Here is a 23592-nt window from a genome sequence, read left to right as displayed (position 1 = left end):
GGGAAGCACTGTGATACAAACCAAAGGTGAACGCATATTTCATGTGTTTTCCATTATCGCCATGGGAATATTTACGTTGCTTGCATTTCTGCCGTTTATTCTGATTCTCATGGCGTCATTGACCGACGAAACTTCGTTAATTCGTAACGGATACAGTTTCTTCCCGGAGAAATTGAGTCTGGATGCTTATATATACATGTGGTCTTCCGCTGCAACCTTTGTCCGGGCATATGGTGTATCCATTCTCGTGACTACGCTGGGAACAGCTCTGGGATTGTTGATCACGAGCATGCTAGCTTATCCAATGTCTCGCCAGGATTTCAAATATCGCAATATGCTTGCCTTTATCGTGTTTTTCACCATGTTATTTAGCGGAGGAATTGTACCGTCCTACATTCTGTGGACCAAATACTTTCAGATCAAAGATACGCTGGCAGCACTCATTGTGCCCAATCTGCTCACCAACGGATTCTATGTGCTGCTGATCCGAAATTTCTATAAAAACAATGTGCCTGTTGAGTTGATTGAATCTGCCCAGATCGATGGCGCCTCCGAAATCCGCATTTTCTATCGGATGATGCTGCCTTTGTCCGTGCCCGTACTGGCAACCGTCGGACTATTTATGGGTCTGGCCTATTGGAATGACTGGATCAATGCGCTTTATTTTATTACGAAACCGCAATACTACGGGATACAGAACATGCTGATTCGATTAATGAATAATATCCAATTTCTGAAATCGAGTCAGGTAAGCACCATGCTTGGAGCGAATGTAGCCGAACTTCCAAGTACAGCGGTTCGTATGGCCATGGCAATTATCGGAATCCTGCCCATTCTGGTCGTTTTCCCTTTCCTGCAGAAATATCTGACAAAAGGGATCATTGTTGGCGCAGTGAAAGGTTAATTGCTGGATCATAAAAGTTAAAAAAAGGAGGAACAATCATGAATGTTCAGCAAGTGATAGAGATCGTCATACAAGATTCCTGCGGGAGTCAACGATTGCCGGAAACCGGGGATATACTCATTACTGGACAAGGGGACAGCGTCGTTACTGGCATTGTCACAACATATATGGCAACCATCGACGTCATCCGTCAGGCTCATGCCGCAGGGGCTAATCTGATTATTACGCATGAGCCTACCTTTTATACCGGGGCGGACCAATTGAATTGGATACATCATGATTCGGTGTATGAAGCCAAGCGTAAACTTATTGAGAATTACGGCATAGCCATTTGGAGATATCACGACTATATGCATATGGCTCAGCCGGATCGAATCTATACAGGACTGCTTCGGGAGCTTGGCTGGGAGTCAAAACAGGTGGACTATCCTCATCCTTGGATATACGAGATTGAACCGATGCAACTGAGTGATTTGGCTAAAATGTTGAAGCAAAAGCTGAAGATGGATGTACTGCAAGTTGTGGGACGACCTGACATGACCTGTTCTCGAATTGGCATTCTGGTTGGAGGGGGTAGTCTGGGATTAGGCAAAGAATCCATGCCGATGGAATTGATGAGGGAACAACAGCTTGACGTTATGATCTGTGGTGAAATCACAGAATGGACGCTCTGTGCATATGTGAACGATGCAACGATGCTCGGAATGAACAAGGCAATGCTGGTGATTGGTCATGAACGAAGCGAAGAGTGGGGCATGAAACATATGACAGAATGGCTGCAGCCGCTGGTGGGTAATATCCCGGTACATTTTATTGATGCCAAAGAACCCTTCCTGTATCTGTGAACTAAAATCATAAAGGTCTGTACGTGTAAAGTCTGCATGGGTGCAGGCTTTTTCGCATTGCAGTTGTCTTAGAATGAATTGGGAAAACGCTTCTTTACATATAAGTTCCGTCTGAATCAAACAATGAGAACACCAAGTTAATAAGGGGGCAGTATCTATGATTCGAAAAAAAATGGGCCGCAGCTATGTATTAGGTTCAGGATGTCGATGGCTTATAATCTTTTGTGTTGTAAACATGTTTTCTGTAGGAACAGCAGCAACAGCTTTTGCTGAGCCGGCAGCTTCAGAGTCCACATCATCGAATCACAAACGGTTAGCGATTATCATCGATGATGTTGGGAATGACATGAAGGGTACGGCAGAGATCCTGGCGATGCCAGTTAAACTAACAGTAGCAGTCATGCCTTTTTTGCCAACAACGAAGAAAGATGCGATAGCTGCACATGAAAAAGGGATGGATGTGATTGTGCACATGCCCATGGAACCCAAAAAAGGAAGACCTGAATGGCTGGGCCCGGGTGCAATCACATCCAATCTAACCGATGAAGAAGTTCGCTCACGCGTGGAGAAAGCGATTGATGATGTGCCTCACGCCATTGGCATGAACAATCATATGGGTTCCAAAATTACTTCGGACAAACGCATCATGTCAATTGTGCTCGATGTATGCAAGGAGCGGGGCCTTTTCTTTGTAGACAGCCGTACGAACTTTCGCACCGTAGTGGGGGAACTGGCCATTTCCAAAAATATGCCACCTGTAGGTAATGACATTTTCTTAGATGATCAAAACTCCAAGCAACACATTCGCAAGCAATTGGATCTGGCAGCTCAGCGTGCGATCGACAAGGATATCTGTGTTGTCATTGGTCATGTCGGTCATTCGGGGATGAATACATCCGCAGTGATTCGTGAATCCGTCTCCCGTCTGCAAAATCAGGTTCAATTTGTAGGAATTGGTGATCTGGTTCGGGATATGTGGAACTGGCGTGCTGCTCCTACACTACCGACAGATAATAAATAATGCCGCTCGCAATAGATTGGGCGATTCGTTTTTGCTCAGCGGGATCACTCATTCTGGCTCGATCTTCGGCATTGCTCAAAAATCCGGTTTCGACAATGACGGCAGGTTGCTTCACGTAATTTAATAAATAAAAGGGCTTGCCCCACACGACCCCGTGCCCCGTTCCGAACAACTTGTTCATGGCGTCCTGAATGGATTGAGCCAGTAAATAACTCCTGCCTTCCTTCTGGTGCAGTACCACCGGGCCGTGTGCAGCCGATCGGGGACTCCAGTTCGCATGGATGCTGACCACGATATCTGTACTTACTTCTTCGCTAAGGCTCTTACGTTGGGCAAGATCTCTGGTATGACGCGAACGGCTCTTCAGCCAGCGGTTCTCATCACTAAGTGCATAATCACCAAGTCGATTGATGATAACGGCATACCCTTTGCTGCGAAGCAGGAGATAGACCTTTTGGCTAATGGCGAGGTTGATATCTTTTTCCAGTACACCCTGGGCTGACGTACCACCGTCAATACCGCCATGGCCTACATCGAGCAGGATAACCGGTGCTGCAAATGCATGATGACTTGAGCGATACGCCTCTCCATCGGTCACCGGCAGCATGGATGGACTGTCCTGGGATGGAGTGGAATGATCTGAACTTTGAGATACGGCAAAATCAAGATAGGCTGCTTTTCCATAAGCGACATGGGGCAGCATGGGAAGGCAATTGAAGCTGATTAGCAAGACTACCGAAGCGGTCAGCAGCTTATACATGGGATACACACTCCTTCATGAAATAGGTATCGAATGCAGATTAATGACTGGTTGGATACCTTTGGCATTAGACTGTGCATTCTGAGGTTTTTCATACCACTTTCAATAAAAAAATGTTTAACCATTACACATCTTGAACACAATAGAACTATCGTAAGCTCCGCGAATGTGCAGGAGCGAAGGAGGCAGATGTTATGGCCAAAAGTGATGAATTGGTAAAATACATTACGCAGCGTGTTGTTCATTATATCGATACGCCGAAGGATGAGCGGAAAGATCGCACCAAAAGGAAAGAGCCGTGGGCGATGAAGTGGTTTGGCATGATTCCGTTCGCTGTATCCTTGTGGGTGGGGAAAAAGGAAAAAGAACTCGATACACAGTCTCATAAACAAAGTTCTTCGGGCAAAGGGTAACTATCGCTTACCTATTTCAATAATGTAAAACCAAAAGACGCAATCCCATAATAAAATGGGAAGGCGTCTTATTTGTTGTGGAATGTTTATTGTTTTAACGTTATCTGAATGATCTGTAGAGTTAGCTGATGGTCAAGGCTTCAAGATGTAAAACTGACCGTCTTGTTGTAATGTGCTCAAAGGGACAAAGCGTTGAATGGATGTTTTTCCACCTAGCGCTACATATATAATGGACTCTGCTTCCTGATCTGTATGCCATAGCTGATAACCGCTAACGGGTAGAGGACCACCGTATACGACGTTACGATCATCCGCTGAGAAAACAATCTTTTGATTCTCCCCGTGTTGTATCACATCTTGTGCCCGGTCGGCAGCAACAGCTTTGGAGGTAATCCACAACAGATTGTCAGCCGGATTGAAGACGGGTCGCAGATGGAGTGGATCGACTGATAAAGATGGCGTTGTGGATAAATCAGCTATGCTGGCAGAGGTTTGTTTGGAATCACCCTCCAGCATGTTCAGAAACTCTGAAGGTAGTACATCTCCGTTTGTAGCATCAATATAAAGTGCAGGATGGTTAGGTTGTTCCACTTTCCAATAAGCCAGCAGGGGAAGAGCATAACCAAGATGAAGCTCTCCTCCGCCAGCAAGTAATGTCTCAAGGTTCACATGTTGTCGATTCAGGGCTTGTCCAAGAAGATCATGGTTGTATGGTGACTGTTCTCCTTGACCATATTCACTAAGCATCATCTGACCCTGCTCTGTGGCCGTAATAATCATATATCCGATTGGTTTCCCATCCAATGCAGCTTGCACCAGCCAGCTATGTGTACCCGGCCCCAGAGGGTAGAAGTCCAGATCGGCGTTCGTCCAATTTGCTTCGGCGTTCGCCGTACCGAGTGTAACAGCTTGTTGCTCTGCAAACCGTTGTACAGCAGCGGGAGCTAGCTTGTCATTCTGGAATGCATGATGTTCTGGACTATATTCTGTTGATGATGCGAGAGATCGTGAGGACGTTTGTTGTTCTTCAGCATTGGCTATCGACCAGAAGGAGAACAGGGCAAGACAACTGAGCAAGCCCAAGGTCATACAGGTTGTTTTCCGAGCGTTGTTCCAACACGTATGAAAGAATCGTTTCAAATTCACACCTACTTTTCATTTATCCGTTACCTGAGCGGGTCCTAGTTTCATTCTAGGGGACAGGCTATGCAAAGGTTGCCGCAACCTGTCGGGCAACTGATCATGAATAAACACTACTTTTGCCAGCATTTGCAGGAAAAGTAGTGTCTTCGTCTATCTTAAGTGAAACATGCCGCTACTAATGGCAGTCACTTTCACTTTGGGTTCATATTGCCAGATCATCTCGGTCCGGCGTGTCTCATACTGCAGTTTCATAGCTTCACGATCTATTACCGCCTGTTTTGCTTTCTCTTCTTCGGTATCTGTCTCGGTGTCGATCGGTACTACGGCCTCTGCGGCCAGTTCTACATCTGCTCCAATGGGTTTAGCGTTAGTTATATCCAGAACGTTTTTCAGTGGTACAGGTGGCGTGCGGTTAGAATGGACATTCTCCGTGCCTGAGGCTATGTTACCTGTTGATTCTACCTCAGGCGTATCTTCTCGAAGTACCGCTTCATAATAGGTGTCCAGCACGTCCAGCTCCAGATCAAGCCGCTCTTGGGCTTTCTCTGCCCAGCTATAATCGAGTTCCAGCAAGCGGTTTGTCAAATGAGATTCCAAAGCAGCTCCGGCATCAAATAACGAAACTTTAGCTGTCTGTACATGCATGTTCTCCGCGAGACGTGGACTGAGATCACGTCGGTTCAGCTTGGTGCCGAATTTTTCTATAATTTCACCCGAGCGAAGGGAGATGCCGAGAAAATGCAATTCCTCCCGTTTCAAATCACAGGCGAATTCCACCTTGAAACAGACACCGAGCCAAGGCTCATATACGGCTGGCGCTGTAGCGCGCAATTGCCGTTTGGCAGCCTGTTCGAACAGGTTTACGAAGGCACCGCCTTCACGCGCTGCGCCGAAAATCTGTTGGAGCCTGCGACTGCCATACACCACTTCTTCACGCAATATCCTTCCTGGTCCCAGTAGTGGCATGGATGGAGTAATGCCGAAATAACGGCCCAGAATGGTTTCTTTCGGTGGCTCGCCTTGAGGAATGCCGTTGGTTACGCCATTCGTTTGAGCAGGGTCAGGTGATGCTTGCGCTGTTTTGGCTTCTGCTGCTTCAATGGCCTGCTGATAACTGTCAGGATCGAATATAAATGTAAAGGACATCGTCTCAGCGGGTGCTCCGGTTCGCTCCACGAACCCCCAATAATAGGGGCGATTGGTCAGCGCTTTGTCTGCCTCAGGCGAAAGTTTAACAGTAACATGGGCAGGCGAACGCTCCATAATCTGACAATCGAGTGCTTCCAGATAGGTGAGAACATATGCCTGCACTTCATGGGGAGACATGGTCATGGGTCAACTACCTCCTTTGCGAAGATCTAACAACCCGGATACGGCAGGGCCTTCATCGGCAACCTCACGTTGAATGGAGTTCAGCGATTGTCCAAGTGAATCCATTTTACGGCGAATATCTTCATCCGTTTGTGACTCCAACATGATTTTGTACAAACTTTTCTCAATGGACTCCTTCTTCTCCAGTCGTTCCAGAATGACATCAAGCCCCCCAATCACCATCTCAAACATATTGATCTTCTCATGCAACAGATTCAGAATATGTTCTTCTATTGTTCCGGTCGTGGATAAATTGAAGATGTTCACGTCATTTTGCTGTCCAAGCCGGTGTACCCGACCGATCCGCTGCTCTACCCGCATAGGGTTCCAAGGCAGATCAAAGTTGATCATATGATGGCAAAATTGCAGATTAATGCCTTCGCCACCTGCCTCGGTTGCAATCATGGCCTGCACACGCCCGCGGAAGAGATCCATCATCCAGTCTTTTTTGCCTCGATTCATGCCACCCCGATAGGGTACAGCTGTAAGCCCATTGTTGCGGAAATAGTTTAGCAGATATTCCTGCGTGGCCCGATATTCGGTGAAGATAATTACTTTTTCATTCATGTTCCGAACCAGTTCCATCGTTTTCTCGGCTTTGGTATTTTCCTTGATCGCTTTAATATGGGCAACGAGTTCCCAAATCTTGTCCCGAAGGGGAGAGTCCAGCGGAAGTTTCTTCGACAGATTAACCAGCGTCACGAATACAGCATCCCGACTGCTGCACACTTCACGCTGCAATGTAACAAGGGAGAGCATGCTGCTCAGATTGCCGCCAGCTTCCTGGTACTGGTCTTTGACAAAGGAAGTCACGCCATCATAAAGCGCCTGTTCTTCGGGCGATAGTTGCAGATTCACGTTGGAGACGTTCCGTTTGGTAAATTGAACGGGGCCTTCACCGCGGCGGTTACGAATCATGACTTTGGACAACTCGTTCTTGAGCTGCTCTTGATTTTTAGGAACTCGTTTGTCAACGACAAAGTTGGCCGCAAAGTCACCCTGACGACCCAGTTGACCGGGCTTCAGCAGGTTGATGAGATTGAACAACTCGCTCATATCGTTCTGCACAGGTGTAGCTGTGAGCAGCAGACAATACTTTTTGCGCAATTTCAGCATGAATTGATAGTTGGTTGTTTTCTTGTTTTTGAGCTTATGGGCCTCGTCAATAATAATCATGTCGTAATCGGTATTCAGCAGCATATCTTTATGCGGATCACGTTTGGCTGTATCCATGGAAGCAACAACCACTTCATTTTGCCAGGAATAGGCCTTTTTCTGGGCAATGGCAGGGATGCCGAATTTCGAATTCAACTCCCGTACCCATTGCAGCACAAGAGAAGCGGGCACGAGAATAAGTACCTTGGATACGAGACCCCGAACCATATATTCTTTAAGAATGAGACCGGCTTCAATGGTTTTGCCAAGACCCACCTCATCGGCGAGAATGGCCCGGCCTGACATTTCAAATAATACTCTGCGTGCAGTGTCCATCTGGTGAGGGAGTGGAGTAAGGCCTTGTAGATGCTTCAAACACTGGATCTCGTCAAAATTGGGAATCAGATTGGTTTCTTCGGCTTGGATGCCCAGTTGGAAGAGTCGATAATCCCCCCAAGGACCTCCTTTATCCAGTCGTGATTCCAACTGATTGATCCAGCTCCGATCAAATTCCAACGGAACGGGCAGTTCGGCTACTGGTTGATTCGTGTGGTGCGGGTTTTTCCGGTTCATGGTGCTTCCTCCCCTGCCATACGTGATGACGTTTTATTCGTAGGTAATAGTATGGACGAATGAGAGTCAGTTCATAACTATATAAGTTGAACTACAGTTTATTTGCACGAACACTACGATGACAGAATAACCTTCCAATCGCTGTTATCCCCAGATTTCTTTGATTCCCTTTTCTGGAGGGGAAATCCGGGGATAAAGGCGAACGCTTCGCTTTTTCAGGTTTTTTCTGTCCTCTCCGTTGACGTGCAAATGATTAGTTTAACTTATATTGAACCCAGAAATTTAGTAAAGGCACGTGTTTTTTTTGTCCCAAAAAATTCACAGATATCGTATTCATGCGTATGAGGGTGTGTGAAGAAGTTTGTCCGAGCAGGGGAGTCTATAAAATAAGGTCTGTGATAAAAGTCATATGGAAAATCAATATATGGTGTATTATACTTAGTTTAAATCACTATATGTGGTGTTTCATCATAATTTACTCTTATAATGAAAATGGAGCCTTATTCAGGGGAGGTTGAACGTAGCGATGAAATCGAACCAACGATCGTACCAATTAGAAGGACTCAGCGAAAAAATATTTCTGGACCGATACGCCTGGAAGGACGCTGATTCGAATCATGCCAAGGTCGGAGATGTGGTATTGGTATTAACGAAGGATGATCCCAAGTTCCCAACCAAGGAAGTGGGCGAAATCATTGAACGTCAGGGTCAGCTCGTACAAGTAAGGACTCGAAGCGGAGAGATGATCGAGACAAACGTGGAAAAACTAACACTCAACATAGAAAAAACACCGGAAGAGCTGTGGGACCGTCTTGCCAAAGCGATGGCTTCTGTCGAATCCAAAGCCGATCAGCGGGCAACGTGGGAGTCCAAGTTCCGCTCCGTGTTGGAAGATTGGAAGTTAGTACCCGGAGGCCGCATTGCTGCGGGCGCGGGGGCAAGCGATGAGCTGACACTTTTCAATTGTTATGTCATTCCGTCTCCGCAAGACAGTCGGGGAGGCATCATGAAAACCTTGACCGAGATGACGGAGATTATGGCACGAGGGGGAGGCGTTGGCATTAATTTATCCTCTTTGCGTCCTCGCCGAGCGGTGGTGAAAGGTGTCAACGGATCATCCAGCGGTTCCGTATCGTGGGGCGGATTGTTCAGTTATACGACGGGACTGATTGAACAGGGCGGAAGCCGCCGGGGTGCGCTCATGCTGATGATGAATGATTGGCATCCGGATGTGCTTGATTTTATTACCGTGAAACAAACGATGGGGCAGGTGACCAATGCCAATCTGTCTGTATGTGTGAGCAACGCATTTATGGAGGCTGTCAAGCAGGACGGAGATTGGGATTTGGTTTTCCCCGATACGAACGATCCGGACTACGACACCGAGTGGAACGGGGATATCCAGCAGTGGAAAGCCGCAGGTCATTCGGTCGTGCACTATCGTACACTGAAGGCGCGCGAAATCTGGCATACCATTATTGAATCAGCCTGGAAATCAGCAGAGCCTGGTGTAGTATTCATGGAGTACTATAACCAGATGTCCAACAGCTGGTACTTTAACCCGATCATCTGTACTAATCCTTGTTTTCATCCAAAGACCAGAATTACAACTGAATACGGACTTATAACAATAGAAGAACTATATAACCGGACAGCAGGCAAATCATTTCTAGTTGGAACAGATCATCGTCTTGTTGAGCAGGCAAAGATTGTAGGTGGCAGATCATATGAAATTCCGGGATTGCATTTGAGAACAGCAAGCGTTTATCCAACCGGAATAAAAGAGACGTTAAGAATTCACCTTCAAAATGGATTGGAAATTAGCGTGACATCTGACCATCAGTTATATACTAATTCAGGTTGGAAACAAGCTAAAGACTTGACCTCCGAAGACTATATCTATATCCAATCGGCCGAAGGAGCTTTTGCCAAGGAAGATCAGCTAGGAGAGGAATGGGGACTTTTCCTGGGATGGTTAACCGGAGATGGCTGGGTCTCTAAGCGTGGTGAGGTTGGTATGGTTTTTGGTGCAGAGGATGAGGAAGTTATTCCACGGTTGATTGATGCTGGAGAAAAAATATCAGGCGTAAGAGCAAAAGTATATCAAAGAACGAATGGAACAAAACAAGTGTATTGGTGGCGCAAAAAGCTGATTGAAGAAATTGTAAGATTAGGTGTGAAGGCAGTTAAGGGACCTGAGAAGGAAGTTCCAGAAATGATATTTACTTCATCTAAAAAAACCATTACGGCTTTTTTACAGGCTTTATTTAGTGCGGATGGTACTGTATACGAAAGAGATGAGATGCATCGTACCGCAAGATTGACTTCATCTTCCAAAAAACTATTGCAGGGCGTTCAACTACTTTTGCTGAACTATGGAATCAACAGCTCTATTTACGCACGCCCTAAGTCATCACAAGCCATGTTTAAATACACAACAAAAGATGGAGATCACAGGACATATTCCAGTAATGGTTTCTACGAATTGGTCGTGTCAGGGAACAATTTACTTGTGTTTAAAGAGAAGATTGGTTTTAAATATGTAACAAGAAAACAGGATGCTTTAGAACGAATCGCCAGACCTTCTAGAAAATCAGAAAAGTATATGTCGAAAGTTAAAAAAATAGAAAAGGGAGAGCAAGTAACTGTATATGACATAACTGAGCCTGTGACTCACTCCCTGATCGCTGGTGGAATTGTTGCTCATAACTGCGGGGAACAAGGCCTGCCTGGCTGGGGTGTATGTAATCTGTCAGCGATCAATCTGTCCAAATTCTACGATGAAATGAATCATGATGTGGCATGGGATGAACTGGCGGAAACCACTCGTATCTCGGCTAGATTTTTGGACAATGTCATCGATGCAACACCATATCATTTTGAGGAAAATCGACTGAATCAGCAGCGTGAACGTCGGGTTGGACTTGGCACAATGGGACTGGCAGAGTTGATGATTAAGCTGCGTATTCGATACGGCAGTCCTGAATCTCTTGAATTTCTGGATAAACTGTATGGATTCATGGCGAAGGAGGCCTATCTGGCATCGGCAGAGATTGCAGCAGAGAAGGGAGCTTTCCCAGCTTTCGAAGCTGAATCGTATTTACAGAGTGGATTCATGAAAAACATGGTTGCGACGTACCCTGAAGTGGGAGAGGCCATCCGCAAACAGGGCATTCGAAATGTCACGCTGATCACTCAGGCGCCAACGGGAAGTACTGGTACGATGGTGGGTACATCCACAGGTATTGAGCCGTATTTCGCCTTCAAGTATTTCCGTCAAAGCCGTCTGGGTTATGATGAACAGTTCGTACCGATTGCACAAGATTGGCTGGATGAGCATCCGGGTGAAGCTTTACCAGACTATTATGTGACAGCGATGGATCTGTCGGCTGAGAATCATATTCGGGTGCAGGCTGCGATCCAGCAATGGGTGGATAGCTCAATCTCGAAGACGGCCAACTGCCCGGCTGATTTTACAGTGGAGGATACGGTTGAGTTGTACGAACTTGCCTTCGACCTTGGCTGCAAGGGTGTAACCATATACCGTGACGGCAGCAGAGATGTGCAGGTGTTGTCCACTTCGAAGAAGGAAGAGGAGTCCCAGACTGTAGATCAGAACACGGGGGAAGCGGAAGAGAAGCAAGGGCAGTCACCTGTGGGAGCTTCCAATAGCGGGGTTGATGTTGACATCCATTCTTTAGATGAAGTCCCTTCCTCTACTACAGTGCTGGATAAACAATACAGAAGCCGTCCTCAAGTACTGCGCGGTGCGACATACAAAATCAATACGCCATTCGGCATGGCTTACATTACGATCAATGATCTGGAGGGAACGCCGGGTGAGATCTTCCTGAACGTGGGCAAAGCGGGATCGGACGTGTTCGCGATGGCTGAAGCACTCGGTCGAGTATGCTCTCTGTTCCTTCGATACGGAGATCACGGGCACAAGGTTGAACTGTTGATCAAACATCTCAAGGGAATCGGTGGTTCGGGCGCGATTGGCTTTGGAGCTAACCGCGTGGAATCAATTGCTGATGCAGTCGCCAAAGCATTGGAAAGTCATGTACAGAGCAATTTGCAGGAGAATGAAACTGGAGCATCAAAAGAACAGAACCAAGTGAAGAGCGCTTATCCACATGTGGAGGATCAGAAAACCTTTACCGAATCGAGAGATTTATGCCCTTCATGTGGCTCGGCATCCCTGATGAATGTGGAAGGATGCAGAACATGCAGTAACTGTGGGTACAGTAAATGCAATTAAATCTCAATTAGAACGACAATTAACGACATATATTTTGTTTTGGTTATGGTACTTTAGTATTGTAATTAATCGAACTACAGTACCATAACTTGATATTTTACAATGGTCTAATATTTTATTAGGTTATAAATAAAGGATAGCTAAGCTCCAATACTTGATAAATACAACTTACTTAGTTATCTTCGTGCATTAACTCTGTAAATGACGTTGATACAAATATTCTATATGAACCATCTAAATATGAAGCTCGTTTGATATAAAAGTTTTAGGAGGATTTTATGTTTGATGTAAACTGGAACAAATTTAATATTAAAAATGCTGATAAAGAAGAGGCGTTTGAAAGAATGTGTAGACACTTATTTATGCGTGAATTTAAAATAAGCGGGTATGAATTTTCTGTGAATTATAACCAGACAGGTCTTGAAACAGAACCTGTAAAATCAGGTGAAAAATTCTATGGATTTCAATGTAAATATTCTACAAGTCATAATTCGACTTTATTTTATGACCAAGTATATAATTCATTGAAAAAAGCTTTCACTCTCTATAATGGAAAACTAGATGAGATCTATATCTATTCAAATCTAAATATTAAACCAGAATGTACAAGCGAAGAACTGTTAAATGATAAATTAACAACATCAAGAGTTATGATTCAAAAAGAAGCTAGAAGAATGAATATAACTATACATTGGATTAAGGAAGAAAACTTTACCCATATACTTAATGAAGTTGAGAATCATGATATATATCGTATGTATTTTTCTTCGCAAAATGAAATTGCATTTATTGATTCTTCCGTAACAGTAGAAGAAAAAACTTTTTTGAAATCAAACTCTTTTTTAGATATATCTATTAATGGCTTTGAGTATACAAAGATTGAGAAGGAAATTCTAAATAATAATTTCAGTGTAATTCTGGGATATGCCGGTACTGGAAAGACAGAAATATTAAAGAAAATTTATGTGTATAGTTCGGAAAAATTTTTAGAAAACTACTTCCAAACTAATAAAGTTTCAAATGAATCTATTCCTATACCTATATATATTAGATTAAGAGAATGTATAATGGGTGATTTAGAATCACTTATTAGAAACAGATTGAAAGATTATTCAATTCCTTTTGGTGATAATGGACAAAAATGCTTATATATTTTTGATGGGCTAGATGAAATTAGTATTTCAGATGTTGATAAAACTATTTCTTTTATAAAAATTCTAAAAAGAAGAAAAAATACTGAAAATATCATTGTGTCTTCACGACTAAATTCTCCTAACTTGACGTTCTTATATAGGGAAATTGATCCGAAAGTTTACCAAATTGATGCTTTAAATCATGAATTTATTGATAAATACTTTGTTGCTAAAGCAGTACAGTCTAAGAGCGAAAAATATGAAAGTGTCAAAAGTAAGATCAAGAGTTTGCTAATAGAGATTGATGACATATTTTCAGTGAATTTATTATGGGAGTATATTGAAAATGTTGATGACTCTACAACTAAAATTGATTTGATTTCTCAGACTTTTTATAGCTTATTAAATAGCTCGGAAAAAATTAAAAATTTGAATTTGCCTGAAGTAAAGATTACTAGTATAGAGGAAATACTTCAAGAAGTCTCCTATTTTTTACAGTTAAATAACAGCCTCAATTTAACCGTAAATGATTTTCAGAATATTATTAGTACGTTGTACAGCAAGCTCACCTACTATGAAATAGATTCGATAATTAATTCTCTATCTGAATTATTTTTTGATGTAGCCCATGGAGAGAAAATTCAAGTTAGATACTCATATAAGCATAAACGTTTTGATGAGTACTTTCTTTATAAGAAAATAAAACATAATTTTTATAATGATCCATTTTTATTGAGAGAATTGGGTTTGTTTCCAGACAAAGATTTTGTACTCAATATTTTTCTTTTCCAAGAATTGAAAGAAAGTATTAGAAATAGAGATATTCTTAAGAACTTGTCTCTACGTTTCTTCGAAGCTTACTTAGGGAGAGATTACTGGTACCATTTTAAAAATGGATTAATTGGCCAGAGGAGTGATTATGGTGTTGGTGATGAAAGCTATCTACAATCAGACAAATTAGTAGATGTCATTTGTACTAAAGAATACAAAGATCTAAAATCATTTATGAATAACCAAGGAATCGGGATTAAATCATTTCTTTCTCAAAATAATTATTGGGATTTCATTAAAAAATATATTCTTCGTCAGAATGTAGATATTCGTTTATTCCTAAAAGCGGAATACAATTTAAGTGATGATTTTGAAGAAGAAGCTTATAAATTGAATCCTTGTGCATTTTGGTTTTACAAATGTAAACAAGATAAAGCTTCATTTAAAAAAATATATACTAATGTGATTAGTAAATTTAATCTTGAAAATGTTGACTCTGAGCTAAATTATCTATATAGACAAAATAGTGCGATGAAAACTTCTGGTTATTTCGAAATAGGTCTCGAATTTTACGTGGATCAATTGGAGCAAATTATACCTGAACTGGGTAACGATCTTCTAGAGGTATTATGCTTTACACTTCTAAGAACCCAAAATATATACTATTTATTTGGAGAAACGCTTCAAAAACTAAGGAATATTTTGAGAGAGAGACTCAATAGTTCTACAAAACCAATCTATAAGCTCAACTCAATTATTGTTCATAATTTGTTAGCTGGAAGTAGAACTGAAGATAAAAAATTCTTGATGGAAAGATTCAATGAAGTAAATAAAAATCATTACGGAACATGGGAACGTAATCTTGAGGCTAATAGCTATATTACGATTTTGTTAGAGAATGAGGAAAGACTATGTTCTCGTGAATATGCTCTAGGTGTTGAGATCAGAAAAACTATTATTGATTTTCAAAAAAACAAATCGGGTGTTCTGGAATTAATCATAGATTGTGTGAAAAAATATAATTTCATTTATGATAATTGGTTTTCGTATAACAATTCTCAACTAATAGGAGAGATAATATCTAGATTTGAGTTTGATGAGAATCAGCTTAAAAAATTCCTGAAAAATTTGCTGGACTATAAAAGTGTGATTTCTATAACAACAGTTCTATACAATGTATTTCTAAGGAATAAAACCTTGTTTAAAAGTATAACCAACATAAAAATGTTAGTTAATATTAATGAAGAAGAACTAAAGAACCTATCCTATTATGATACTAACACCGATAGTAATTATCTTTTTGCAGCAATGATGTCCTGCTTCGATATGTCAAAAGTTGACGAGTTTTTGCTAAAAGCAATCAATAACAGTATCTACAGACCTGCTTTCAGAAAAGACGATATAATATCATATTTATTACCAAGGTGTATTTTTTTAGGACATCAAAGTAATTGGTTTGATGAGTCTGAGTTAAAAGTTTTGCTAAACGAAACGTATTCAATGTTAACCATTATGAAATCAACAACTGATCAAGGAGGAAATCTTGAATATTTTAAATACGTTTTAGAATTGTGTATTCCCGATTCGCCTATATTAAATGATATCTATAACGAAATGTCAGTTGATATATTTAGTAATTTTGAAACAGATTCACCTACAGTAGATTTGAAAAATATCTCGCCTACTGAATTGAATGAGTACTATAGTTGTAAAATTCATGGGATAAATTATTCTAAAATTAACACATGGAAAACACTTGTGGAGATCGAAAAATCTGTGGATAGTGAATTGACACAGATCTTTGAAGTATTGAAAAAAGCGTCTTTCCCTGAACAACATGGTGGTAAGATTAATAACTATTTTCACATAGTCACATCTACACTATTAGATGATGATAGTACAAAAGAGCAAATTATTACTTTTATATTAAAACAAGGTGGAAGATATGGACTAATCAATATGATTTCTGCATTTTCCATCCTTGGAAAAGATGATCTGGCTCGAAAATATATCCATCAATTATTTTTATTATGCAAGGCTCTAGTATATCCTAACAAAGACTATTATTTAGTTAATCAACTTCAAGAAAACGAAATATCTGAAATAATCAATTTAGTTGTCAATAGTAAGAAAATTGAATGGATATCCCATGATGAGAAACAAGAAATGATTTATCTTAAAAATCCAAATATCAAAATTATTTGGTTCGAATTTGATAAAGAGTACCCATTTGATGAGCCTTGGGCAACAAAGCACCCTGATTCTAATGCATATAAAGTTGATTATACAATAGTGAACAACGGAATAAATATAGACAGTTTTTCATTAGTTTATGTGGATGGATATCGTGCGTTATTACCTCTGCCACAAAACGATATTAATGTAATCCGGAGAAAGAATTATCGACTTAGTCTTTTGTTTAACGATGAGAAAATTCTGCATAATTATATTAAAAGCAGTGGGTTAATTGTCGAATAATGAATATTTTAATTAATTTTTATACCAAGAGATGAAAATAACTATATTTTATTATCCAGTTATTTTTCTCATCCAAATTGAAAAAAGGAGGGGATTAGATGCGTCAGCCGATAGAAGAACCCATATTTTATTCTTATCCTGGAATGGTAGCGGTGGTGACTTCACGTCATGAGGGAGTCCAGAATGTGATGGCGTCCGGATGGCATACATACATCGGGTCATCACCAGGCGTATATGGCATCTCACTTCGTAAGGAAACATACTCCTATGAACTCATTGAGAAGAGTGGCGTATTCGGTGTTCATTTCCTACCAGGTCATCGATCGGAGTGGATTCAAGCTGCAGGAACGTTCAGTGGGAGAGATACGGATAAATTCACAAGATTCGGCATTCCGTATGAGGAAGGAATCAAGGTAAGTGTACCCATTTTGACAGACGCTTATTTTGCTTATGAATGCAAGGTTATGGAGATTACAACATATGGTGACCATGAATGGATTGCAGGCGAAGTATTGCAGCGATATCAGGATCAGAAGTACTTTCTGGAGAACGGAATGGTTGATCTGGAGAAGTTGCAAATCCCAATGTACACAGGGCGTTCAGCATACCGGATCATGGATGCGAGGACAGAAGAAAAGATTCACCCGTTCCACCTCTAGGGTCCTAGGCAAGAAGAAGCAATTATGAGCAAAACTTTCAATCCGGTCTGACATAGGTTTATAATGGATATTGGCTGCTGAGCAAGTCGGCAGCCTTTTGTTATGAATTCAATTGTTTCAATCGATGTGTGCGTGGGTATGCTGGTTTGCGCAAGCGGGACAGGTAATTTTAGCCACTCGATGAAAAGTACTATATTTAACGACAAAATTAGAGTATGATTTTACAGCTATATGAGCTGGCAGGAAAGGTTACATCGGTTTAATCGTTTGTAACTATTCCTGTAAAGTATAAGGCTTAATACGGGCGTATAATGCTAAACGTGAACTTACGAATGAATATAAAGAATATTTTAATAATCAAACTTAATGGACAGGCAATACGTCTTCTTTAAGATTATAGAATCCACACAGAATGTAGCATCATCGGATAGTGCTTCGAACAGGAGCTTTTCTTATGTTGTAAATGAAAGATGGAAGGTGCAATACGTATGTTAATGACAACCAGAACGATCAGGAGTTCCTTTATGCCCCCAACACCGATGTTGTTGACTCACATTAACAAGGAGGGGCATGCATGTCACAATCGTTAAATCGTAAGAGACATATGAACGGACTTGACGGCTTGCGAGCCATCGCTGTACTTGCGGTAATCGCGTATCATCTGAATTTGGATTTTATTCCGGGCGGACTGCTCGGTGTAGGGATATTCTTTGTTCTCTCGGGATATTTAATTACAGATATTCTCGTGTCACAGTGGCAGGAGCATGGACGCATTTCTCTCGGTGATTTTTGGGTAAGACGGGTAAGGCGTTTGCTTCCTGGCATGCTGACCATGACAGCTGTGGTGATGATCTGGTTGGCTTGTACAGACCCATCCCGGCTTGCTGCGCTTCGTGGTGATATCGTTTCGGGTGTATTATACATAAGCAATTGGTGGTATATCTTTCACAACGTTTCCTATTTCGAAAGTTTTGGCCCTCCATCACCGTTTGGACATTTCTGGTCACTGGCTGTGGAAGAGCAATTTTATCTTATATGGCCTCTTCTACTGATCGCAGCAATCGTCGTGTTCAAAAGAAAGGGATGGCTGGTCGTCTTCATTGTTGTCGCAGCTGAATTATCTGCTGGCGCAATGGCCATCATGTATAATCCAGATTTGGACCCGAGCCGTGTATATTATGGAACAGACACGCGGGCATTTGCACTGCTTGCTGGTGCTGCGCTTGCCGTGGTGTGGCCTAGTCGCAAGCTATCGAACTCTCTGCCTGGCATGAACCGGCTTGTGCTCGATGTGTCGGGACTTGCTGCGCTCGCTTTATTAATCTACATGATGCTGAATAGCAGTGAATATGATCCGTTTCTGTATCAAGGGGGTATGGTGCTTCAGGCTATTGCAACAACGTTGCTGGTAGCGGTGTTGGCTCACCCATCGTCTTTCCTGGCACGTATCATTGGAGCGAAGCCATTACGCTGGATCGGAGAGCGATCCTACGGATTATATCTGTGGCATTATCCTGTTATTATTTTAACCAATCCCACGGTGGATACGGGAGGAGCACATCCTGTACGAATCATTTTACAGGTTGCTGCAACGGTTGTACTGGCCTCATTGTCCCTTAAATATATTGAAAATCCGATTCGGTACAATGGATTCCGTGATTCTTGGTCCCGATTATGGGGAAGAGGGCAGTCATCGATCGGTATACGTAACATATGGTGGAAGCGGGCAGGGCTGTTGATGACAATTCTGCTGTTGTCCTATACGGTATCTCAGATGATGGTCTCACATGCAGCGAACTCCGACTCCCATTCAGTATCGATGTCCAACACATTGAATGGAGAGAATTCCGTAGCGGAGGAACAGGGACAGGATGTGTTGCCAGCTATTACAGCGACGTCAGGCTCTGGGCAAAAGAACGATGCTCATACCCATAAACCGGAAGCAGGCACGAAAGATGATCCGGGGAAAAATGAGAAGCCAACAGGAGAGTCTGCTCCAGACTCGAAACCTGGTGACCAAGACAATTCAGTGAATCCTGGCAAGGACGGTCAGTCTGAAGATAAGCCGGCTGATGACTCCGTGACTAACGAGAATGATACACCGAATGACGCCGGAGCGAATCAATCCGATGATACGGATGATGCACCTGATTCATCTCAGGACAATGAAGAAACAGCGTCTCCTGCCCAAGATGGCAAGGTTCATTATACCGTCATTGGAGATTCGGTGATTTTGGATGCAAAACCGTATCTGGAGCAAAGTATATCTGGAGTGTACGTGGACGGACATGTCGGCCGTCAGATGTGGCAGGCTGGTGATGTATTGGAAGGGCTGAAGCGAAACAACCAAATGGGCAGCAAGGTGGTGCTGGAGCTCGGGACGAATGGTTCCTTTAACTCCAAAAACTTGAATGCTGTGCTTGATTATCTGAAGGATGAGGATCAGGTATATCTGGTTACTGTGCGCGTACCTCGTCCATGGGAACGAACGGTGAACAGGGCGTTGAATGAGGCTGCATCCAAATACAGCAATGTCTCATTGATTGACTGGAACAGTGCAAGTGAAGGACATGACGAATATTTTGAAAAAGACGGCGTTCATCTCACTACGCAAGGGTCCGAAGCTTTTGCAGAACTGGTGAAGAACAGTATCCAATAATACGCAATCCATGTTTAATACGATTTAGCACTTATTCATTATATATAGCCTGGGGTGAAGCTACCGACGGCTGCAACAAGAAAGAGTTCTCATTGTGAGGGCTCTTTTTATATGTTATGAACAAATAAGTCAGCAAAGTAAATCCCAAACAGGGGAACCGATATTTTTCACCCCTGCATCCGTGGATCGTCACCTTACGGTATGATAGCGTTACCATTTACAATAAGTGTATTCAAATCGCCGAGGGGGATTATAGAGATGTTGAAAAAATGGCTTTCAGGTTTCCTGGCAATAACATTATTCTCCATTATTCTGGCTGGCTGTGCTGGCGGGGACACTTCAGAAGGAGGCAGCGGCAATGACAAAGTAACCGTCACTCTCTGGCACAACTGGACCGGACAGGATGCAAAGGCGGTTGCGATGCGCAAAATTATTGAAGATTTTCGCGCGGCGCATCCCGATATTGAAGTTGTGGATGAAGGCCTGCCAACAGATGGTCTCAAAACCCGGCTTCGCACGGTGGCAGCTGCCAACGAGATGCCCGACCTGTTCGTGATGTGGCCGGATGCCATGACTAAGGAATTTGTAAAAGGAGATCTGTTACAGCCCATTAATGCAGAGCTGGATGCAAAGCCGGAGTGGAAAGATAATTTCATCCCGAATGCACTGGACGGATACACCATGGACGGGAATATCTACTCCGTGCCCATGAATCTGGCGCCGAGTTCCTTCATTTATTACAATGAAGCTTTGTTCAAACAGTACAACGTGAAAGTGCCTGAGACGTGGGCGGAACTGGAACAAGCGATTGCTACTTTTAATCAAAATAAAGTCATTCCTATGGCGCTTGGCAACAAGGCCAACTGGGTAGCACAATCGACCATATTCAGTACCCTGGCTGACCGGATTACCGGCACAGAATGGTTCCTGAAAGCGGCGGCACAAGATAGTGCAAGCTTCACTGATCCACAATTTGTTGAAGCCCTGAACAAGATGCAGGAGCTTGGCAACACCAAAGCATTCCAGGATGGATTCAACAGTATCGACGAGACACAGATGATGCAGCTTTATTTTCAAGGTAAGGCAGCGATGGTCATGAACGGCGGATGGGCCTTGGCGAATCTGGTGAACAATGCACCTGAAGAGGTGTTGAACAACACACATATTACGATTCTTCCTCCAGTGGACGGAGGTCAGGGAGAACCAAGAACAACATCCGGTGTTGTGGGAACCGGATTGGGTGTAAGCAAAAAGCTGAGCGGTACTCAAAAAGAGGCAGCGATGGAGCTGTTCTACGCACTGGCAGGACCAGATGGTCAGAAGGCCACATTGGATAGCAGCACATTGGTAAGTTACAAGATTGATCTGGACAAAACCAAGGCGCATCCTTTGTTTGTTGAATTATATGATCTGATGCAGGAAGTAAAGATTACGCCTGTATACGATTCCAAGTTGGGATCGGCAACGGTTGAAGTTATTAACAATGCTTTGCAAGAGTTGCTAATGGGCGGTAAGGCCGAAGACATTGCAGCCAAAATTCAGGCGGCTCAAGCCAATGCTGTTAGTCAGTAACGATTCGTTAAAACCCCTTCCCGGCAGGGGAGGGGTTTTAAGTATGGATGGCATGGTCAGTTTAAGTTGGTAAAGGCATTTATGGAAGGGAAGTGAACAGATGAACGCACTGCGCAGTCGGCGTTTTATTATGCTGGGGCTGGCCCCGGCAGTCATTATTTATGCATTATTTGTATTTGTACCTGTCGTATGGTCGGCATACTACGGTTTCTTCAACTGGTCCGGCATCGGGGCCTCCAAATATATTGGTATGGATAATTACGTAGAGATCTGGCATGATCCTGTATTTTGGCGGGCACTGAAAAATAACGTTATTTTTGTGTTGGCATCGGTATTTGGACAAATTCCGTTAGCGCTGATGTTGGCGGTCATCTTACACAAAAGCAATCCATTACAGCGGTTTCTGCGTTCAGCCGTATTTCTGCCGATGGTGTTATCCACTGTCGTTATCGGTATGATCTGGCAGTATATCTATCATCCGCAGATCGGGATATTAAACTTTCTGCTGGACGCACTGGGGCTGGAAAGTTGGAAGTTGCAATGGCTTTCCGATGACAAGATTGCCATTTTCTCATTGGTACCTCCGCTGCTCTGGAGCTTTGTCGGGTTGTATCTGATTATCTTTATCTCCGCACTACAGAATATTCCCGGCGAGATTCATGATGCTGCCAAAATAGACGGTGCTTCAGGAATCCGGAAGCTGGTATCCGTCTCTTTACCCATGATCTGGGGTACGGTTCAGGTTGCGATCATTCTATGTATTTCGGGTAGTCTGAAATCATTCGATCTGGTCTACATCATGACCAAGGGGGGGCCGGCACATGCGACGGAACTGCTTGCAACGTATATGTACAATTCAACCTTTACAACATACCGATATGGTTTCGGTAGTGCGATCTCAACAACCATCGTACTGATCTCCCTGCTGCTGATCGGAACAAGCCAGTGGGCGACCAGTCGCAAACGAAAAGAGAATCAATAGAGAGGAGGAGTATCATGCGCGTGACACCTGTATCCATGCCATCACCACGAAGCGGCTCGGGCCATCCGATTCGCCGCCTCCGCAGTGGAATTGTTTGGACGCTGCTAACGGTCTATGGTATTTTAACATTGTATCCGTTCTACTGGCTCGTGATTAGTGCATTCAAAACAAATGAAGATTTCTATAGCAGGCCCTTTGGACTGCCGGAAAACTGGAATGTTGCCAATTTCAGCAATGCATGGGAAAGCTCCAGGCTGGGGACTGCTTTTGGCAATTCACTAATCGTATCGGTGGGATCACTTATTCTGACGCTGTTTATTGCAGCGCTGGCTTCCTTCATCCTGGCCCGTTTCCAGTTTCGCTGGAAAGGGTTAATTATGACCTTCTTTGTTGTGGGCATGCTCATTCCGATCCATAGTACGCTTGTCCCCTTATTTATTTTAATGAAACAGATGTCCCTGTTAAATACGTACTGGGCCTTAATATTACCTTATACGGCTTTTGCATTGCCTACGGCTATTTTTGTGCTTACTGCTTATCTGACAAGTGTTCCACGTGATATTGAAGAGGCAGCTTTTATTGATGGAACAGGACTTTGGGGGCTGTTTACCCGGATCATGTTACCGATGTCCGTACCTGCGTTGTCTACGGTTACGATCCTGAGTTTCCTGCATGCGTGGAATGACTTTTCATTTGCGCTTGTATTCATCAACAAAACCGGATTGAAAACGTTACCGCTGGCCATTGCGAACTTTGCGGATGGGTATCAAACCGATTACGGCTTAACACTTGCCGCCATGACACTATCGGTCATTCCAACCATTATCTTGTATCTCATATTCCAGGAACAAGTTATGAAAGGCATGACAGCCGGAGCTGTCAAAGGATAAGC

15 protein-coding genes are annotated in these 23592 nt (G+C 43.0%); 11 read left to right on the top strand and 4 right to left on the bottom strand.

Translation table 11 applies throughout. The features are described from left to right. The first annotated feature begins 10 nt into the window (after positions 1–10). The 3 genes from QVE09_RS08300 (at position 11) to QVE09_RS08290 (ending at position 2770) form a co-directional block, all read left to right on the top strand. Positions 11–904: a carbohydrate ABC transporter permease gene (locus tag QVE09_RS08300; RefSeq protein ID WP_315936437.1), complete on the top strand. Its 894-nt coding sequence runs from the start codon at positions 11–13 to the stop codon at positions 902–904. Positions 905–942: 38 nt separating this feature from the next. Continuing rightward, positions 943–1749, top strand: coding sequence for a Nif3-like dinuclear metal center hexameric protein (locus tag QVE09_RS08295; protein ID WP_315936436.1), 807 nt, complete (start codon positions 943–945; stop codon positions 1747–1749). A 157-nt stretch (positions 1750–1906) separates the two neighbouring features. Further along, a complete protein-coding gene (locus QVE09_RS08290; RefSeq protein ID WP_315936435.1) occupies positions 1907–2770 on the top strand; it encodes a divergent polysaccharide deacetylase family protein in 864 nt (287 codons plus the stop codon). Here QVE09_RS08290 and QVE09_RS08285 read toward each other — a convergent pair. Next, positions 2745–3530, bottom strand: a complete 786-nt coding sequence (locus tag QVE09_RS08285; protein ID WP_315936434.1) for an N-acetylmuramoyl-L-alanine amidase family protein — start codon at positions 3528–3530, stop codon at positions 2745–2747. The two genes, QVE09_RS08290 and QVE09_RS08285, sit on opposite strands and share 26 nt — an antisense overlap. 194 nt (positions 3531–3724) lie before the next feature. On the opposite strand from QVE09_RS08285, the gene QVE09_RS08280 reads away from it, so the two are divergent. Next, the gene (locus QVE09_RS08280) at positions 3725–3943 is read left to right on the top strand and encodes a YqzE family protein (RefSeq protein ID WP_315936433.1); all 219 of its coding nucleotides are present in this window, start codon (positions 3725–3727) and stop codon (positions 3941–3943) included. A 132-nt stretch (positions 3944–4075) separates the two neighbouring features. Here QVE09_RS08280 and QVE09_RS08275 read toward each other — a convergent pair whose 3' ends face one another. The 3 genes from QVE09_RS08275 to QVE09_RS08265 all read right to left on the bottom strand — a co-directional run bounded on the left by QVE09_RS08275 (position 4076) and on the right by QVE09_RS08265 (position 8185). Beyond that, on the bottom strand, positions 4076–5032 hold the full coding sequence (locus QVE09_RS08275; protein ID WP_315936432.1) for a hypothetical protein: 957 nt from the start codon (positions 5030–5032) through the stop codon (positions 4076–4078). 204 nt (positions 5033–5236) lie between these two features. After that, positions 5237–6418 (bottom strand): YqhG family protein, encoded by a 1182-nt coding sequence (locus QVE09_RS08270; protein ID WP_315936431.1) that lies wholly within the window; start codon positions 6416–6418, stop codon positions 5237–5239. Positions 6419–6421: 3 nt separating this feature from the next. Continuing rightward, positions 6422–8185 (bottom strand): DEAD/DEAH box helicase, encoded by a 1764-nt coding sequence (locus tag QVE09_RS08265; protein WP_315936430.1) that lies wholly within the window; start codon positions 8183–8185, stop codon positions 6422–6424. Positions 8186–8711: 526 nt separating this feature from the next. Between QVE09_RS08265 and QVE09_RS08260 the strand changes: the two genes are divergently transcribed. The 7 genes from QVE09_RS08260 to QVE09_RS08230 all read left to right on the top strand — a co-directional run bounded on the left by QVE09_RS08260 (position 8712) and on the right by QVE09_RS08230 (position 23590). Then, on the top strand, positions 8712–12446 hold the full coding sequence (locus QVE09_RS08260; RefSeq protein ID WP_315936429.1) for an LAGLIDADG family homing endonuclease: 3735 nt from the start codon (positions 8712–8714) through the stop codon (positions 12444–12446). Positions 12447–12724: 278 nt separating this feature from the next. Further along, a complete protein-coding gene (locus tag QVE09_RS08255; RefSeq protein ID WP_315936428.1) occupies positions 12725–16828 on the top strand; it encodes an NACHT domain-containing protein in 4104 nt (1367 codons plus the stop codon). A gap of 98 nt (positions 16829–16926) precedes the next feature. Then, on the top strand, positions 16927–17487 hold the full coding sequence (locus QVE09_RS08250; RefSeq protein ID WP_076318443.1) for a flavin reductase family protein: 561 nt from the start codon (positions 16927–16929) through the stop codon (positions 17485–17487). A 574-nt stretch (positions 17488–18061) separates the two neighbouring features. Further along, entirely contained in the window at positions 18062–20146 is a 2085-nt protein-coding gene (locus QVE09_RS08245; RefSeq protein ID WP_315936427.1) for an acyltransferase family protein, read from the top strand. Positions 20147–20404: 258 nt separating this feature from the next. Beyond that, complete coding sequence (locus tag QVE09_RS08240; protein WP_315936426.1) at positions 20405–21718, top strand: extracellular solute-binding protein; 1314 nt, start codon at positions 20405–20407, stop codon at positions 21716–21718. A gap of 100 nt (positions 21719–21818) precedes the next feature. Further along, a complete protein-coding gene (locus tag QVE09_RS08235) occupies positions 21819–22700 on the top strand; it encodes a carbohydrate ABC transporter permease (protein WP_278295830.1) in 882 nt (293 codons plus the stop codon). 14 nt (positions 22701–22714) lie between these two features. Then, positions 22715–23590, top strand: coding sequence for a carbohydrate ABC transporter permease (locus tag QVE09_RS08230; protein ID WP_397387018.1), 876 nt, complete (start codon positions 22715–22717; stop codon positions 23588–23590). Positions 23591–23592 lie beyond the last annotated feature (2 nt).

The organism is Paenibacillus sp. ClWae2A (assembly GCF_032452295.1).
GTDB lineage: Bacteria > Bacillota > Bacilli > Paenibacillales > Paenibacillaceae > Paenibacillus.
The sequence above is the reverse complement of the archived record's forward strand: the minus strand, read 5'-3'. Positions and strand labels throughout refer to the sequence as shown.

Excerpts from the sequence above, each read along its gene's own strand:
- QVE09_RS08295 (WP_315936436.1), top strand. The coding sequence starts at position 943 with ATGAATGTTCAGCAAGTGATAGAGATCGTCATACAAGATTCCTGCGGG.
- QVE09_RS08290 (WP_315936435.1), top strand. The coding sequence starts at position 1,907 with ATGATTCGAAAAAAAATGGGCCGCAGCTATGTATTAGGTTCAGGATGT.
- QVE09_RS08285 (WP_315936434.1), bottom strand. The coding sequence starts at position 3,530 with ATGTATAAGCTGCTGACCGCTTCGGTAGTCTTGCTAATCAGCTTCAAT.
- QVE09_RS08280 (WP_315936433.1), top strand. The coding sequence starts at position 3,725 with ATGGCCAAAAGTGATGAATTGGTAAAATACATTACGCAGCGTGTTGTT.
- QVE09_RS08275 (WP_315936432.1), bottom strand. The coding sequence starts at position 5,032 with ATGACCTTGGGCTTGCTCAGTTGTCTTGCCCTGTTCTCCTTCTGGTCG.
- QVE09_RS08270 (WP_315936431.1), bottom strand. The coding sequence starts at position 6,418 with ATGACCATGTCTCCCCATGAAGTGCAGGCATATGTTCTCACCTATCTG.
- QVE09_RS08265 (WP_315936430.1), bottom strand. The coding sequence starts at position 8,185 with ATGAACCGGAAAAACCCGCACCACACGAATCAACCAGTAGCCGAACTG.
- QVE09_RS08260 (WP_315936429.1), top strand. The coding sequence starts at position 8,712 with ATGAAATCGAACCAACGATCGTACCAATTAGAAGGACTCAGCGAAAAA.
- QVE09_RS08255 (WP_315936428.1), top strand. The coding sequence starts at position 12,725 with ATGTTTGATGTAAACTGGAACAAATTTAATATTAAAAATGCTGATAAA.
- QVE09_RS08250 (WP_076318443.1), top strand. The coding sequence starts at position 16,927 with ATGCGTCAGCCGATAGAAGAACCCATATTTTATTCTTATCCTGGAATG.
- QVE09_RS08245 (WP_315936427.1), top strand. The coding sequence starts at position 18,062 with ATGTCACAATCGTTAAATCGTAAGAGACATATGAACGGACTTGACGGC.
- QVE09_RS08240 (WP_315936426.1), top strand. The coding sequence starts at position 20,405 with ATGTTGAAAAAATGGCTTTCAGGTTTCCTGGCAATAACATTATTCTCC.
- QVE09_RS08235 (WP_278295830.1), top strand. The coding sequence starts at position 21,819 with ATGAACGCACTGCGCAGTCGGCGTTTTATTATGCTGGGGCTGGCCCCG.
- QVE09_RS08230 (WP_397387018.1), top strand. The coding sequence starts at position 22,715 with ATGCGCGTGACACCTGTATCCATGCCATCACCACGAAGCGGCTCGGGC.